This window comes from Curtobacterium sp. L1-20, assembly GCF_048755855.1.
Lineage (GTDB): Bacteria > Actinomycetota > Actinomycetes > Actinomycetales > Microbacteriaceae > Curtobacterium.
In genome coordinates this window covers 3,292,024-3,306,542 of record NZ_CP151473.1, presented here as the reverse complement: position 1 = coordinate 3,306,542, position 14,519 = coordinate 3,292,024, and the positions used below count along the sequence as shown (strand labels likewise).

Sequence of the window (14,519 nt, the reverse complement as noted above, 5' to 3'; positions counted from 1 at the left end):
GCACTACCTCAGGAAGGCCGCAGCGACGCCCGCGTCCACCGGGACGTGCAACCCGGTCGTGTGCGAGAAGTCGTCGGTGCAGATGGCGTAGACGGCGTTGGCGACGTTCTCGGGGACGACCTCGCGCTTGAGGATCGTGCGCTGGGCGTAGAACGTGCCGAGGTCCTGCTCGTCGATGCCGTACGTCTTCGCGCGATTGGCCCCCCAGCCGCTCGCGAAGATGCCGGAGCCGCGGACGACGCCGTCGGGGTTGATGCCGTTGACCCGGACGCCGTGCTCGCCGAGCTCGGCCGCGAGCAGCCGCACCTGGTGGGCCTGGTCGGCCTTCGTGGCGGAGTACGCGATGTTGTTCGGGCCGGCGAACACCGAGTTCTTGCTCGAGATGTAGACGATGTCGCCGCCGAGGCCCTGCTCGATGAGGACCGTCGCGGCCGCCTTGGACACCAGGAACGATCCCTTGGCCATCACGTCGTGCTGCAGGTCCCAGTCCTGCTCGGTGGTCTCGAGCAGGCTCTTCGACAGCGAGAGGCCGGCGTTGTTCACGACGAGGTCGAGGCCGCCGAAGTGCAGCAGGGTCTGCTGGATCGCCCGCTCGATCGCGTCGGCGTCCGTCACGTTCGCGGCGACGCCGATGGCCTGATCGTGACCGCCGATCTCAGCCGCCGCAGCGGTGGCCTTCTCGAGGTCGAGGTCGGCGATGACGACGACGGCGCCCTCGGCGGCCAGGCGCGTCGCGATCGCCTTGCCGATGCCCGATGCGGCCCCGGTGACCAGGGCGATGCGCGTCGCGAGCTTCCTGGGCGCGGGCATCCGCTGCAGCTTGGCCTCTTCGAGGGCCCAGTACTCGATGCGGAACTTCTCGGCCTCGTCGATCGGGGCGTAGGTGCTGAGCGCCTCGGCGCCGCGCATCACGTTGATCGCGTTCGTGTAGAACTCGCCGGCGACGCGGGCGGTCTGCGCGTCCTTGCCGTACGAGAACATGCCGACGCCGGGGACGAGCACGATGAGCGGGTCAGCGCCGCGGATGGCCGGGCTGTCGGCTGTGGCGTGGCGGTCGTAGTAGGCCTGGTAGTCGTCGCGGTACTGCTCGTGCAGGTCGTGCAGTCGCGCGCGCGCCTCGTCGATGCTCGCCGTCGCGGGCAGGTCGAGGATCAGCGGCTTCACCTTCGTGCGGAGGAAGTGGTCCGGGCAGCTCGTGCCGAGGGCCGCCAGCTCCTCCGCGCGCTCGGACGCCAGGAAGTCCAGCACGACATCGCTGTCGGTGAAGTGCCCCACCACGGGCTGGTCGTGGCCGGCGATGCCCCGGATCGTCGGGGCGAGTGCGGCGGCGCGGGCACGACGCTCGTCGGTCGGCAGCGCCTCGAAGCCGGGGCGGACGCCGCCGAACGGGTCCGCTGCGCCGTGCGCCGCGATGTACTGCTCGGCGGTGTCGATGATCCAGCGCGAGTTCGCCTCGGCGTCGTCGCTCGTGTCGCCCCACGCGGTGATGCCATGACCGCCGAGGATCGTGCCGACGGCTCCGGGGTGCTGCTCCTTGATCGCGGCGATGTCGAGGCCGAGTTGGAACCCGGGTCGGCGCCACGGCACCCAGACCACCTTCCCGCCGAAGATCCGCTCGGTCAGGGCGGGCCCGTCGGCGGCGGTGGCGATCGCGATGCCGGCGTCCGGGTGCAGGTGGTCGACGTGCGCCGCGTCGACGAGGGCGTGCATCGCCGTGTCGATGCTCGGCGCGGCACCGCCACGGCCGAACAGGCAGTGGTCGAACGCGTCCACCATCTCGTCCTCGCGCTCGACGCCCGGGTAGACGTGCCGGAGGGCTCGGACGCGGTCCACCTGCAGCACGGCCAGACCGGCCGGGGTGAGGGTCCCGAGGTCGCCCCCGGAGCCCTTCACCCAGAGCAGCTCCACCGGTTCGCCGGTCACAGGGTCGGTCGCGGTGCCCTTGGCGGAGGTGTTCCCGCCGGCGTAGTTCGTGATCCGCGGGTCCGAGCCGAGCGCGTTCGAGCGTGCGATGAGCGCCCCGACGGTGGTGTCCGCGTCGGTGCCGTGTGCCTCGGGGTCCACCCGTGCCTCCACTGTGTTCGTCATGGTCCTACGCGCCCCATCCGGCCTGCACGCCGCCGACGCGGTCCTCGGCGATCTGCCGCTGGTAGCCGGAGTCGCGGTAGGCGCGCATCGGGTCCGCCGGCAGCCCGCGGGACTCCCGCCACGCGGCGAGGTCCTTCCGGACGTCGGTCTGGTAGGCGTCCATGAAGACCTCGTTCGCGCCGAGGACGTCGTGGGCCTCCTGCGCCGCGGTCAGGGCGACGCGGTCGAGGAGCAGTGCCCGCGCCGTCATCTCCTGCACGTTCAGCACGGAGCGGATCTGCCCGGGGACCTTGTCCTCGATGTTGTGGCACTGGTCGAGCATGAACGCGACGTCGGGGTTGTCGTACCCGCCACCGCGGATGACCTCGACCAGGATCCGGAACAGCTGGAACGGGTCGGCGGCCCCGACGATCAGGTCGTCGTCGGCGTAGAAGCGCGAGTTGAAGTCGAAGGAACCGAGCTTGCCGAGGCGGAGCAGCTGCATCACGATGAACTCGATGTTCGTGCCGGGGGCGTGGTGGCCGGTGTCCAGGCAGACCATCGCCTTCGGGCCGAGCGCGCTCGTCTGCACGTAGCTCGTGCCCCAGTCGGGGACGTCGGTGTGGTAGAACGACGGCTCGAAGAACTTGTACTCGAGCACCAGCCGCTGGTCGGCGCCGAGGCGGTCGTAGATCGTGCTGAGCGATTCGTGCAGGCGGTCCTGGCGGGAGCGCATGTCCTCTTGTCCGGGGTAGTTCGAGCCCTCGGCGAGCCAGATCTTCAGGTCGCGGCTGCCGGTGGCGTCCATCACGTCGATGCAGCGCAGGTGGTGGTCGATCGCCTTCTGCCGGATCGTCTCGTCGACGTGGGTCAGCGCGCCGAACTTGTAGTCGTCGTCCTGGAAGGTGTTCGAGTTCACGGTGCCCAGGGAGACGCCGTGCTCCTCGGCGTGGCGCTTGAGGTCGGCGAAGTCGTCCACGAGGTCCCACGGGATGTGCAGCGCGACGGTCGGCGCCAGCCCCGTGTACCGGTGCACCTGGGCGGCATCGGCGATCTTCTCGTAGGGATCGCGCGGCGTGCCGGGCGTGCTGAACACCTTGAAGCGGGTGCCGGAGTTGCCGAAGGCCCAGCTCGGGAGCTCGATCTGCTGTCGGGCCAGCTGGTCGGCGATGCCGGCGAAGCTCGGGGTCGATGTCATCGTGTCACTTCCTCGTGTGCGATTGAATCGTTTCATACGGTACGCGCTGCGCGAGGACCGCGCAAGCGGGTCGTTCGTGTGGCGGGTGCGGTGATGGTGGTGTCGCGGCCGCCGGAACCAGGTTCCGGACAGCGCACCACGCTCTTCCGCGGTGCTGTGTCCGGAACCTGGTTCCACGAGCGTGCGGTGCCGCCCTACGGCACCGGGACGGCCGCCGGCGCGCGGAACTCGTGCGTGCCGCCCCCGACGCGCTGCTCGTCGAGGCCCGGCAGGCGCACGACTGCGTCGACGCCGTCCGGCACCTCGGCCCGGACGACGAGTTCGCCGCCGGCGAGCTCCCACCGCACGGCCACGTGCCCGTGCACCGTGTCGAGCGTCGTCTCCGCCCACGTCAGGCCGCCGCCCGGCTGCGGCGCGACGAGCACCGATCCGTACCCGGGTGTCAGCGGCGCGAGCCCGCCCACCACCCGGTGCATCCAGTCCGCCACCGCGCCGAGCGCGTAGTGGTTGAACGAGGTCATCTCGCCCGGGTTGATGGTGCCGTCCGGCAGCATCGAGTCCCAGCGCTCCCAGACCGTCGTCGCACCCATCGTCACCGGGTACAGCCACGACGGGCACTCGGTCTGCAGGAGCAGTCGGTACGCGTCCTCCAGGTGGCCCGTCCGCGTGAGCGCGTCGGTGATGAACGGCGTCCCCGCGAAGCCCGTCGAGATCCGGTACCCGGACTGCTCGGCCAGCTCCGCCAGCCGGTCGCCGGCCCGTCGCTCCTGCTCCTCGTCGAGGACGCCGAACACGATCGCGAGCGTGTAGACGGTGGTCGCGTCGGACAGGATCCGGCCGTCGTCCAGCAGGTAGTGGCTCCGGAACCCGGCCTGGAGGCGCGCGGCGAGTTCCCGGAACTCGGCCGCTTCCGCCTCGTGGCCGCCCAGCAGCTCGGCCGCCTCCGCCACGATCGTCGCGGACCGGAAGGCACAGATCGTCGCGACGACGCCCTTGTCGGCCTTCGCGTCGGCGGGCGCCTCCGGCGGGGCGTCCGGGTCGAGCCAGTCGCCGAACTGGAACACGGTGTCCCAGAGGTCCTCGGGCGACAGGTGGTCGCGGATCCGGCGGAGGTGGGCGGCCATCGAGTCGAACTGCTGCTCGAGGACCGCGGTGTCGCCGTACGCCCGGTACAGCGTCCACGGCACCCAGACCCCGGCGTCGGACCAGATCGCGGTGGCGTCGGGCTTGCCGAAGTCCTCGGCGGGGGAGTACTTCAGCACGTCCGGTACGACGAACGGGATGACGCCCTCGGCGTGCTGCTGCTCGAGCCACACGTCGCGCAGCCAGTCGCCGAGGAACGTCCGCGTGTCGAAGAGGTACGACGCCGTCGGTGCGAAGGCGGCGATGTCGCCGGTCCAGCCGAGCCGCTCGTCGCGCTGCGGGCAGTCCGTCGGCACGCTGAGGAAGTTGCCCTGCATGCCGCGGACCACGTTGTCGTGGAAGGTGTTCAGCAGGTCGTGGCTCGACGCGAACGTGCCGGTGCGGGTGAGGTCGGAGCCGACCTGCACGGCGGTGACCGCCGTCCGCAGTTCGTCGAGAGTGCCGGGCCAGCCCTCCACCTCTGCGTAGCGGAAGCCGTGGAAGGTGAAGCGGGGCTCGAAGCGGTCCTCGCCCCCGCTCAGGGTGAAGTGGTCGGTCGCCTTCGCGGAGCGCAACGGGCGGGTGCCGAGTTCCTCGTGCTCGAGGACCTCGGCGTGCCGGAGGGTGAGCACCGTGCCGGCGGGACCGGAGGCGACGACGCGGAGCCAGCCCACCAGGTTCACCCCGAAGTCGATCAGGGTCGCACCCGAGGGGCTCGTCCAGACCTCGACGGGTGCGATCTCGGCGAGGGGCCGGACCGGCGGCACGGTGTCCGCGACGAGTTCCCGCTCGCCGGTGTCGACGGTGTGCACGCCGCTCGTCCGGCCCTCGTGTCCGTCGACGCTCGGCACGGTGACCTCGCCCGGCGTCAGGAACGAGCCGTCGCGGAGCCGCGCGTCGACGTCCTCGCCGTCGTACAGCTGGTCGGCGGTGATCGCGCTCGACAGGGCCTGCCACGCGGTGTCCGTCGCGACCGTCTGCTGGTGGCCGTCCGCGAACGTGATGCGGAGCTCGGCGAACCCGGCGCGTTCGTCCGTGTACCAGCCTCCGCCACCGCCCCAGGCGAGGCGTCCGGCGGCCCAGCCGTTGCCGATCACGAGCGCGAGGACGGCGGCGCCACCGGGAGCCGTCCCGGCGAGGTGCGCGGTCACGTCGTGCGACGCGACACGGATGCGCCACTCGTAGCTCGTCCAGCCCGGCTCGAGCAGGTGGTCGGAGACGCGCTCGCCGCCGAGCCACGCCTCGACGACGCCGAGGGCGCTCACGTCGAGGGTGGCGCTCGTGACGGCCCCGTGGCCGTCGTCGAGGGCGAACTCCCGGCGCAGGATCGGTGCGCTCCCGAGGTCGTCGTCGCTCGCGATGAACGATGCGGTCCAGGTGGTCATGTGGTGGTCCTTTCACGCGACCGGTCGTCGTCGACCGGAGCGGGGTCGTGGGCCCGGCCGTCCCGTCGAGGTGGGGCGACCGGGGGAGGCGAGCCGCGCCTCCAGGCCGGGGTCGGGCGTCAGCCCTTGACGGCGCCGCTGGTCATGCCGGCGACGATCTGGCGGTTGAAGAAGACGTAGAGGATCAGCGGGGGGATCGTGATGAGCAGCACGTCGGTGAACAGCAGGTTCAGCTGACTGACCGACTGGCTCTGGAACGCGTACAGCGTCTGCTGGACGGTGGCGTTCTCGGACCCGGGCAGGAAGTACAGCGGGTTGGTGAAGTCGTTGAACACCGTGACGGACTGGACGAGGACGACCGTGATGATGACCGGCTTGAGGAGCGGCAGGACCACCCCGAAGAACAGGCGGATCGGGCCGGCGCCGTCGAGCACGGCGGCCTCGTCGAGCTCCTTCGGGATCGTCGCGACGAACGCCCGGAAGAGCAGGATGCAGAACGACAGGCCGAAGGTCGCCTCGATGAGGATCATCCCACCCATCGTCTTGAACAGGTTGAGCCCCTGCAGCACCCAGATCGTCGGGACGATCGCGGGCGGGACGATGAGCCCGGCCAGGACGAAGAAGTTGATCAGGCCGTTCCACCTGCTCGGGCGGCGCTGCAGGACGTAGCCGACCATCGCGGAGAACACCACCATGATGATGACGCTGCCCACGGTGAGGACCGCACTGTTCCAGAAGGCCCGGAGGATGCCGCCGTCGCCGGACTGGAACACGGTCTGCAGGTTCTGCCAGAGCTGCCACTCGGTCGGCAGGCTGAAGCCGAGTTGGTTCGCCTCGGCCGGGTTCTTCGCCGCCTGGAACAGGACGAAGACGAACGGCACCAGGAAGACGACGAAGCTGACCACGATCGCGATCGACCCGATGATCCACTTGCGAGCGCGCCCGGGGTGGCGCCTCCCGCCTGTCGGTCCCGGGCGGCGGGTGGTCCGGTCCGGTGCGTGGCCGGACCCGGGGGTGGTGACTGCGGTCACAGGTCCGCCTCCTTGCGGTTGATGAGCCACGAGATGGGGATCATGATCGCCGTCACGACGATGAACAACACGACGTTGCCGGCGGTCGACAGCCCGTAGAACCCGGCCTGGTACTGCTTGTAGATCACACTCGCGATGACGTCGCTGGTGAAGCCCGGGCCGCCGCCGGTCATCGCCCAGATCAGGTCGAACGACCGCAGTCCGCCGATGAGCGACAGGATGATGACCGTGCCCATCGCCGGCCGCGACAACGGCAGCGTGATGTTCCGGAAGATCGTCCACGCGCTCGCTCCGTCGACGCGGGCCGCCTCGAAGTACTCCTGCGGGATGGCGACGATGCCGGCGATGAAGATGAGCGTCGCGATGCCGACACCCTTCCAGACGTCCACCGCGGCGACGCTCCAGAGCGCGAGGGCCGGGTCGGTCAGCCACCCGGGGGTCGGCAGGCCCATCCCGCCCAGCACCGTGTTGATGATCCCGTGGAACGGGTCCATCAGCGCCTTGAAGGTGATGCCGATGCCGATCGTCGACACCAGCACGGGGAAGAACACCACCGCGCGGAGGTACCCGCGGCCGAGCACGGGACTCGTGAGGAGCAGGGCGAGGGCGAGTCCGATGACCACCTTCGCCGCGCTCGTCACGAACCCGTACTCGAACGTGTGCACGAAGCCCGAGACGAGCTGCGGGTCCTGGAAGAACCGGACGAAGTTGTCGAAGCCGATGAAGGTCTGGTCGAACAGCGTCCAGCGGGTGAGCGAGAAGTAGAACCCCGCGAAGGTCGGGACCGCGAAGAACACGACGTACAGCGCGATCGCCGGGATGAAGAACCACGCCGGGTAGAACGAGCGCATCCGCTTGCGCGCCGGTCCCGGCCCGGCCTTGGTGGTCTGCGGCGGTGCCACCGCCGTCGTGAGCGTCGCGGTCACCGACCTCACCAGCCCTTGATGCCGAGCTGCTGGGCCTGCTGCACGACGTCCTGGTCGTACTGCTTCGCGCCCGTCGCCGCGGACGAGATGCCCGAGCCGACCTGCACGCAGATCTTCTCGAGGTTCGGGCCCTTGATGGGGGAGAGGAACTCGAGCGCCGGCGATGCCTTGCCGTCGTCGAGGTACTTCTGCAGGTCGCCGATCATGGGCGGCACGTCGCCGGGGAGCGTGCAGGTGGAGATGACGTACGGGCCGCCCGGGGTGCCGGTGTCGTTCTGCACCTTGCAGCCCTCGCTCGAGTTCGCGAACGCGATGAACTTCTTCGCCGCCGCCAACTTGTCGCCCGTTGACGTCTTCGGGATGTAGAGGCCGTTCGGCTCCCAGATCGTCAGCTTCGTGTCGTCGGCGTTCTCGGCCGGGAGGGCGAAGGCGCCGATGTCGTCGACCGCGTCCGGGCTGTCCTGCTGCAGGGTCGAGATGGCGTTCGTCAGCATCGGGTACTGCGCCCCGGTGCCGTCGGCGAGCATCTTCAGGCCGTTCGCCTGGGTCGCGGACGCGAAGTCCTCGTTCACCAGGCCCTTGTCCTTGACCTCGGCGAGGTGCTCGAAGCCGGCGAGGGCCGGTTCCTTCGCGTAGGACTCCTTCTTCTTCGTGTACTGGGTGGCCCAGTTCTTCTGCTGCGCCGTGATGTTCGCGAAGTCGCCGAGCACGAAGAGCTGGCTGGTCCAGGTGTCGCCGTAGGTCTGGATGATCGGGTCGACGCCCGAGTCCTTGATCTTCTCGCTGTTGCTGATGAACTCGTCCCAGGTGGTGGGGACGCTCAGCCCGAGCTTCTCGTAGACCTTCTTGTTGTACATGACGCCGCCGCCGAAGCTGGTGCCGAACGGAGCGCCGTACATGCCCTTGCTGGTGCTGACGACCTTCGTGAACTGCGGGTCGACGTCCTTCGCCCACTTCTGGTCGGTGAGGTCGACGAGGGTGTTGTCCGGGTTCAGGGCCTGCATGAGCGAGCCCGAGTTGTAGTTGAAGACGTCGGCCATCTCGCCGGTCGAGAGCTGCGTCTTGACGAGGTTGTCGCCGTCGGTGCCCTGCGGCCGGGTGTCGAACTTGACCGTGATGTCGGGGTTCGCCTTCTCGAACGCGGCGATGAGCGGCTTCGCGGTGGCGGCCGTCGCGGGTGAGTTGTCGGCCTGGTACGTGATCTGCACCTTCCCGCCGCCGCTGCCGGTGTCGGCGGAGCCGCCCGACGAACACGCGGCCAGGCCGCCGATGAGGACCGTGGCGCCGCCGATGGCGATCAGCCTGGTGGTCAGGGAGCGAGCTGACATTCCTTACCTCCTCGTAAGGCCCGGGGCGGGGTACCCCGGGGTGAAACGGACCCGGATCCCGCTCCGCTGCGGACTCCGGTGCTGCTGTTTAGAACGTTTCAATCGGAATGGAACCACGCGGATTGAAGCGTGTCAATCGCTAGCTCGGATTCGTTACGGAAGTGCGGGCGCCGCGGCGGCGCCGCCCGCGCGGGCGGCGCCGGCGCCGCCTGCGCGGGCAGCCGCCGGCGCAGTCGGCGCCGCTCGCGCGGTCCGCCGCAGCCGAGACTCGGCCCGGCGGACAGTTCCGCGGCTCCGGGGCCCGAGGAATGTCCGCCCAGCCGAGTCTCGGCGCGGGGCGGGATGCCGCGGGTGCGCTGCGGCCGGACGGGAGGCGCGCTGCCAGGTCGACCCGCGCCTCCCGTCGGGTGCGGCGCGGGTCGCGGCTCGGCGCAGGTCGCGGCCGCGCGTGGGCGCGTGCCGCGGGGCCGAGTCTCGGCCAGCCGGACAGTTTCGCGGCTCGGGGGCGCGAGGAATGTCCGCCCAGCCGAGACTCGGCCCGGCCCGGCCCGGCCCGGCCTGGCCTGGCCTGGCGCGGCCCGCGCGCCCCCGCGGGCGCCGCCACCGCTCAGCTCTCGCGCAACCTCGGGTCGCTCGGCCGCCGCCCCCGTGCCGCAGCCGCCGCAGCAGCCCGCCCGAGGGTGCTCTCCCGCGCTACGAGCTCGCTGCCGATCACCACCGTGCGGTGCACGTGCTCCCCGGGCGCGTCCTGCAGCTCGTCGAGCAGCAGCCCGACCGCCGCTGCGCCCATCTCCGCCCCGTGCATCGTCACCGAGGTCAGCGGCACCGCACCGCCCCACGCGATCGAGTTGTGGTCGCAGCCCGAGACCGGGATGTCCTCCGGCACGCGCAGCCCCGCCGCCCGGAGCTCGGTGACGACCGCCATGGCCAGCAGGTCCGTCACCCCGAGCACGCCGTCGGGCCGTTCGGAGGCCGGCATCCGCGCGATCCGGGCGCCGGCGTCCGTGCCCCCGACGGGGTCGATGTCACCGGCGTCGACGTCCACGAGTGCGACGCCGGGGTGCTCGGCGAGGGCACGGAGGACACCCTGCCGACGACGGTGCACCGGCTGCAGGTCGGGTCGGGCGCTGACGAAGCCGATCCGTCGGCAGCCCCGCTCGATGAGGTGTGTCGTCGCGATGTACGCGGCCTGCTCGTTGTCGACCACGACCGAGCACGCCGCGACCTCGGACGGCTCGTAGTTGACGTACACGACCGGGTGTCCGTGCCGCCGGGTCAGGTCGACCTGGTCGCGGGACTCGGTCATCGTCGCGAGCAGGATCCCGGAGACGCGGGTGCTCTCGAGGTACGCGAGGTGGTCGGCCTGGGCCTCGAGGTCGTCCTCACTGCTCGCGATGAGCAGGGCGTGTCCGCGTCGACGCGCCTCGAGCTGCGCGCCGTTGACCATGTCGCTGAACAGGGAGTTCCGGAGGGACATCACGACGAGACCGATGGCGCGCGTGCTGCCCGACACCAGTGCTCGGGCGTTCCGGTTCGGCGTGTAGCCCAGCTCGGCGATCGCCGCGTGCACCCGGGCGGCGGTCCGCTCGGCGACGCGCTCCGGGTGGTTCAGGACGTTCGAGACCGTCGCGAGCGACACCCCTGCCGCAGCGGCGACGTGGTGCACGCTCGGCGGGCCGTCGCGCCGGGGGACATGCACCATGCTCCGATCGTAGGCCGACGGCGGTCCGGACCCGGCGACGGCACGGACGGGAGGCGCGGCGCGCGGCCGCCACTTGCCTCCCGTCCCGCGGTGGGTACCGCCGCAGCACGGGGCGCGACGCGGGGTCAGGCGACCCGTCGCAGCATGGGGCGCGACCCCGGGTCAGGCGACCGTGGACGCCCGCACCACGAGCTCCGGTGCGAACTCGACCTGCTCGCCGGGGGCGCTCGGGTCGTCCGCCTGCTCGACGAGCAGCTCGAGCGCGCGGCGGCCCATCTCCTGCGCGGGTTGCCGCACCGAGGTGAGCGGGACCACGGCGGCCTCGGCGAACGCGATGTCGTCGTAGCCGACGATGGCGACCTCGCCCGGGACCTGTACCGAGCCCCGCATGATGAACGCCTGTTCGAGGCCGACGGCGAGCAGGTCGTTCGCGGCGAACACGGCGTCGGGCCGGTCCGCCGCAGGGCGCGCCTGCAGCGCTTCGCCGGCCCGTCGGCCCTCGAGCACCGAGAGGGACGTGGTCTCGACGACCTCGATCCCGATGCCGGCGGCCGTTGCGGCCTGGACGGCGCCGCGGTGTCGGTCGGCGACCTGGCGGATGGTGAACGGGCCCCCGACGAAGGCCACCCGTCGGCGTCCGATGGCGGCGAGGTGCTCGACGGCGATCCGACCCCCGAGGGTGTCGTCCACCGAGACGGAGGGGAAGCCGGACGTGTCCGCCTGGCGGTCGACGAGGACGACGGGGGTGCCCTGCGAGCGGAGGCGTTCGAGGCGTCCGAGGTCGTCGCCGGCCGGGGTGATGAGGAGTCCGGCGACCCGTCGCTCCTCGAAGAGCCCGATGTAGGTCTGCTCGCGGTCGGTCGACTCGTCGCTGTTGCCGACGAGCACGGCGAGACCCCGGGCGGCGGCAGCGTCCTCCACGCCGCGGGCCACGTCGGAGAAGAACGGGTTGCCCGCGTCGAGGACGACGAGGCCGAGCGTGGTGCTGCGTCCGGCGCGGAGCTGCCGGGCCTGGTCGTTGCGCACGAAGCCGAGCTCGGCGATGGCGCGCTGGACCCGGTCGACGGTCGGCGGTGCCACCTTGTCCGGGCGGTTCAGCACGTTCGACACCGTGCCGAGGGACACCCCGGCGAGCGCTGCGACCTCGCGAACACTCACCGTCATGCCGTCATCTTGACACGCGGTGTGCGCTGCGCCAGGAGCGCCGGGCGCCGAGGGGGCAGGAAACGTCGGGTCGGGCGGGTGTGGCCGACCGTTCCTGCCCGCTCGTCGGCCGGTGCTTGCGCTCCTCGGCCTCGACGCCCTACAGTCCCTACCGTTCTTTGAAACGATTCACCGACGAATCCAGGACAGGAGGACCAATGGCGGTCCGCATCGGAGCCCGCACCACCACGGGCTGGAAGGCGACGATCTCGGTCGCCATGTCGAACTACATCGAGTCGGGGTCGATCATCGCGATCGCCACGAGCCTCAGCCTCTGGCAGGCGCAGTTCCACATCGGGGACCTGCAGGTCGGCCTCCTCGCGAGCCTGTCCGCGAACGCGTTCGGCGCCGCGGCCGGCGCGATCCTCGGCGGCCCGCTGTGCGACCGCTACGGCCGGAAGTTCATCTACACGTACGATCTGCTGCTCTACATGCTGGGCATCCTGCTCGCGGTGTTCGCCGGCAGCTACGGCATGCTGCTCGTCGGCTTCGTCCTGACCGGCATCGCGGTCGGCGCGGGTGTCCCCGCCAGCTGGACCTACATCGCCGAGCAGGCACCGGCGGACAAGCGCGCCGCGCACGTCGGCACCGCGCAGCTCGCGTGGTCGATCGGCCCGATGGTCGGGTTCGCGCTCGCCATCGCCGCGGCACCGCTGGGTCTGCTCGGCAGTCGCCTGATCTTCGCGCACCTGTTCGTCGTCGCCGCGATCGTGTGGTGGCTCCGACGCGGGCTGCCCGAGTCGACGATCTGGAAGGACGAGCGCGCCGCCACGGGCAGCGCCGGGTTCTTCCACGGTCTGTCGCAGCTGTTCAGCCGTCGCAGGAACGTCACCGCGATGCTCTTCCTGTTCGGTGTCTACGCGCTGTGGAACACCGTGGCCGGGCAGGCCGGCATCTTCCAGCCGCGCGTGTACTCGGCGACGGGTGTCACGAGCGTCCCCGAGCAGTACGGGCTGCAGATCCTGGTGTGGGGGTGCACGGTGGCGGCGACGTACTTCGGCTTCATGCGCTTCGCCGACCGGATGAGCCGGCGACTGCTCTACGCGATCGGCGCCGTCCTGGCGATCGTGGCGTGGGCGGTCCTGATCTACGCGCCGGCGACCCTCGGCACCCTGCTGTTCTTCGCGATCGCGTGGGGCATCTCGTCCGGCATCGGCGCGCAGGCGTTCTACGGCCTCTGGACGTCGGAGCTCTTCGCGACCCGGTACCGGGCCAGTGCGCAGGGCGTGCTCTTCCTCGCCGCGCGGGTGATGGTGGGGCTGCTGAGCATCTGGTTCCCGCTGCTCCTGTCGGACATCGGGTTGCGGGGCCTGGGCGGGCTGATCATCGGGCTGCTCGCGCTGTCGTTCCTGGTGGGCACGATCTGGGCGCCGGACACGCGTGGTCGGTCCCTCGAGGAGATCGAGGCCGAGCGCTACGGCACGGTCACCAGCGCCACGGGGACAGTCCGCACGCCCGAGGAGCACGCCGCGCGGCGGCGGGCGCTGCGTGACCAGCAGCCCGGAGCGGGTCGTGAGCGGACGCCCCGGTGAGCGACGTCGGCCAACGTGCGCCGCGCCTCCCGGGCGGGACGGGAGGCGCGGACCACGTGACCCGTGTCTGCTTCCGACTGCAGGTGGCAGCGGAACACCTCGACGCCTACCGTGCGCGCCACGCCGCGGTCTGGCCGGCGATGCTCCGAGCGATCGCGTCCGCAGGTCGGCGGAACTACTCGCTCTTCCTCGACGACGACGGGCTGCTCGTCGGGTACTACGAGACGGACTCCGTCGCCGAGGCCGACGCGTCACTCGCGGCGTCCGAGGTGGCCGCGGCGTGGGAGGCGCACATGCAGGACCTGTTCGACGGTGCGACCGGGCGTGCGGACCAGACCGCACGGGTGCTGCCGGAGGTGTTCAACCTCGAGGACCAGCTGGCGGCGGCTGCCGAGTGATCGTCACTGCGTCCGGAGGGTCTCGTTCGCGTCCGACGCGATCGGCTCCTCCGGCGTCCAGCCGTACCAGCGGCCGTCGATCTCCACCGTGACGCGTCCGTCACCGCAGGTGAGCAGGCCGGTGGTCGGCAGGTCGTCCGGCAGGAAACCGGCACGCATCGCCGGTCGGCCGTGTCCGCCCTTGACCGGTGAGCACCCAGCGGTGTCGACGCCGTCCTCCGACGTGAACCCGATCACGTAGCCGGGGTCGCTGGTGTCGAGCCGGACGTCGATGTCGCGTGCGTCCTCGGGGACCCACCCCGGCATGAACCAGGCGACGTCCTCGGAGTTCGCCTTCGAGGGGGCGTCCGAGTAGGTGTCGAAGTGCTTCTGCTGCTCCGGCAGGTACTGCTCGACGGCACTGCAGCCGGCGAGGGTGACGCCGATGAGCGCCATGCCGAGCAGGGCGGCGGCGGAGGTCAGGGCTGAGCGGTTCGTCGAGGCGGGGTTCGTGTGCATGAACCCATCGTCGGCGTCACGGGTGTCCGGTGAAATACGGCGGACACCCGAGGTCGGGGTGGGGAAAACCCGACCCCAGCAGAGGTCGGGGCGGAGGGCCCACCCCGGCCGTTCCGGTCCACCCACACG

The 14,519-nt window shown here is 71.0% G+C and carries 11 protein-coding genes; 2 read left to right on the top strand and 9 right to left on the bottom strand.

The window, feature by feature from the left end; translation table 11 throughout:
• Positions 1 to 3: 3 nt before the first annotated feature.
• The 8 genes from AAEP86_RS17020 to AAEP86_RS16985 all read right to left on the bottom strand — a co-directional run bounded on the left by AAEP86_RS17020 (position 4) and on the right by AAEP86_RS16985 (position 11,923).
• The gene (locus tag AAEP86_RS17020) at positions 4 to 2,088 is read right to left on the bottom strand and encodes a bifunctional aldolase/short-chain dehydrogenase (protein ID WP_420368458.1); all 2,085 of its coding nucleotides are present in this window, start codon (positions 2,086 to 2,088) and stop codon (positions 4 to 6) included.
• 4 nt (positions 2,089 to 2,092) lie between these two features.
• On the bottom strand, positions 2,093 to 3,265 hold the full coding sequence (gene rhaI / locus AAEP86_RS17015) for an L-rhamnose isomerase (RefSeq protein WP_420368457.1): 1,173 nt from the start codon (positions 3,263 to 3,265) through the stop codon (positions 2,093 to 2,095).
• Positions 3,266 to 3,459: 194 nt separating this feature from the next.
• Positions 3,460 to 5,772, bottom strand: a complete 2,313-nt coding sequence (locus AAEP86_RS17010; RefSeq protein WP_420368456.1) for a family 78 glycoside hydrolase catalytic domain — start codon at positions 5,770 to 5,772, stop codon at positions 3,460 to 3,462.
• Positions 5,773 to 5,891: 119 nt separating this feature from the next.
• Complete coding sequence (locus tag AAEP86_RS17005; protein ID WP_420370523.1) at positions 5,892 to 6,698, bottom strand: carbohydrate ABC transporter permease; 807 nt, start codon at positions 6,696 to 6,698, stop codon at positions 5,892 to 5,894.
• Between the two features lie 101 nt (positions 6,699 to 6,799).
• Positions 6,800 to 7,654, bottom strand: coding sequence for a carbohydrate ABC transporter permease (locus AAEP86_RS17000; RefSeq protein ID WP_420370522.1), 855 nt, complete (start codon positions 7,652 to 7,654; stop codon positions 6,800 to 6,802).
• Positions 7,655 to 7,734: 80 nt separating this feature from the next.
• Positions 7,735 to 9,057, bottom strand: coding sequence for an ABC transporter substrate-binding protein (locus AAEP86_RS16995; protein WP_420368455.1), 1,323 nt, complete (start codon positions 9,055 to 9,057; stop codon positions 7,735 to 7,737).
• Positions 9,058 to 9,664: 607 nt separating this feature from the next.
• The gene (locus tag AAEP86_RS16990; protein ID WP_420368454.1) at positions 9,665 to 10,759 is read right to left on the bottom strand and encodes a LacI family DNA-binding transcriptional regulator; all 1,095 of its coding nucleotides are present in this window, start codon (positions 10,757 to 10,759) and stop codon (positions 9,665 to 9,667) included.
• A gap of 162 nt (positions 10,760 to 10,921) precedes the next feature.
• On the bottom strand, positions 10,922 to 11,923 hold the full coding sequence (locus tag AAEP86_RS16985; RefSeq protein ID WP_420368453.1) for a LacI family DNA-binding transcriptional regulator: 1,002 nt from the start codon (positions 11,921 to 11,923) through the stop codon (positions 10,922 to 10,924).
• A 197-nt stretch (positions 11,924 to 12,120) separates the two neighbouring features.
• On the opposite strand from AAEP86_RS16985, the gene AAEP86_RS16980 reads away from it, so the two are divergent.
• Together AAEP86_RS16980 and AAEP86_RS16975 are read left to right on the top strand one after the other, a co-directional pair.
• Positions 12,121 to 13,494 carry an MFS transporter gene (locus tag AAEP86_RS16980; protein ID WP_420368452.1) on the top strand — a complete coding sequence of 458 codons (1,374 nt, stop codon included), beginning with the start codon at positions 12,121 to 12,123 and terminating at the stop codon, positions 13,492 to 13,494.
• A 56-nt stretch (positions 13,495 to 13,550) separates the two neighbouring features.
• Entirely contained in the window at positions 13,551 to 13,892 is a 342-nt protein-coding gene (locus AAEP86_RS16975) for an L-rhamnose mutarotase (RefSeq protein WP_420368451.1), read from the top strand.
• 3 nt (positions 13,893 to 13,895) lie between these two features.
• Here AAEP86_RS16975 and AAEP86_RS16970 read toward each other — a convergent pair whose 3' ends face one another.
• Positions 13,896 to 14,390: a hypothetical protein gene (locus AAEP86_RS16970; protein WP_420368450.1), complete on the bottom strand. Its 495-nt coding sequence runs from the start codon at positions 14,388 to 14,390 to the stop codon at positions 13,896 to 13,898.
• Between the last annotated feature and the right edge of the window lie 129 nt (positions 14,391 to 14,519).

Excerpts from the sequence above, each read along its gene's own strand:
- AAEP86_RS17020 (WP_420368458.1), bottom strand. The coding sequence starts at position 2,088 with ATGACGAACACAGTGGAGGCACGGGTGGACCCCGAGGCACACGGCACC.
- rhaI (WP_420368457.1), bottom strand. The coding sequence starts at position 3,265 with ATGACATCGACCCCGAGCTTCGCCGGCATCGCCGACCAGCTGGCCCGA.
- AAEP86_RS17010 (WP_420368456.1), bottom strand. The coding sequence starts at position 5,772 with ATGACCACCTGGACCGCATCGTTCATCGCGAGCGACGACGACCTCGGG.
- AAEP86_RS17000 (WP_420370522.1), bottom strand. The coding sequence starts at position 7,654 with ATGCGCTCGTTCTACCCGGCGTGGTTCTTCATCCCGGCGATCGCGCTG.
- AAEP86_RS16995 (WP_420368455.1), bottom strand. The coding sequence starts at position 9,057 with ATGTCAGCTCGCTCCCTGACCACCAGGCTGATCGCCATCGGCGGCGCC.
- AAEP86_RS16990 (WP_420368454.1), bottom strand. The coding sequence starts at position 10,759 with ATGGTGCATGTCCCCCGGCGCGACGGCCCGCCGAGCGTGCACCACGTC.
- AAEP86_RS16985 (WP_420368453.1), bottom strand. The coding sequence starts at position 11,923 with ATGACGGTGAGTGTTCGCGAGGTCGCAGCGCTCGCCGGGGTGTCCCTC.
- AAEP86_RS16980 (WP_420368452.1), top strand. The coding sequence starts at position 12,121 with ATGGCGGTCCGCATCGGAGCCCGCACCACCACGGGCTGGAAGGCGACG.
- AAEP86_RS16970 (WP_420368450.1), bottom strand. The coding sequence starts at position 14,390 with ATGCACACGAACCCCGCCTCGACGAACCGCTCAGCCCTGACCTCCGCC.